At 44.5% G+C, this 265-nt stretch carries 1 protein-coding gene; it reads left to right on the top strand.

Annotated elements, in window-relative coordinates:
- Positions 1 to 265 (top strand): hypothetical protein (locus C1E99_RS12775; RefSeq protein ID WP_153060260.1); only part of this gene is annotated, 265 nt, incomplete at both ends.

The following is a 265-nucleotide window of genomic DNA, read 5'->3' as shown; positions in this document are numbered from 1 at the left end:
CTGCTTCGAAGGGTCAAACCTGGTCGATTTGAAGATATAGTTGCAACAACGAGTTTGAATAGACCGGGGGCTAGTGATTATTCGGATAACTTTGTAAAACGCAAACATGGACAAGAGACAGTTGATTTGTTGGACCCAACCATTGCTCCTATTTTACAACCGACTTATGGTATCATGCTTTATCAGGAACAGGTCATGCAGATTGCACAGGTCTATGCAGGATTTACGCTTGGCAAGGCGGATTTACTCCGCAGGGCGATGTCTA

Source organism: Streptococcus suis (genome assembly GCF_002964045.1).
GTDB classification, from domain to species: domain Bacteria; phylum Bacillota; class Bacilli; order Lactobacillales; family Streptococcaceae; genus Streptococcus; species Streptococcus suis_U.
The sequence above is the reverse complement of the archived record's forward strand: the minus strand, read 5'-3'. Positions and strand labels throughout refer to the sequence as shown.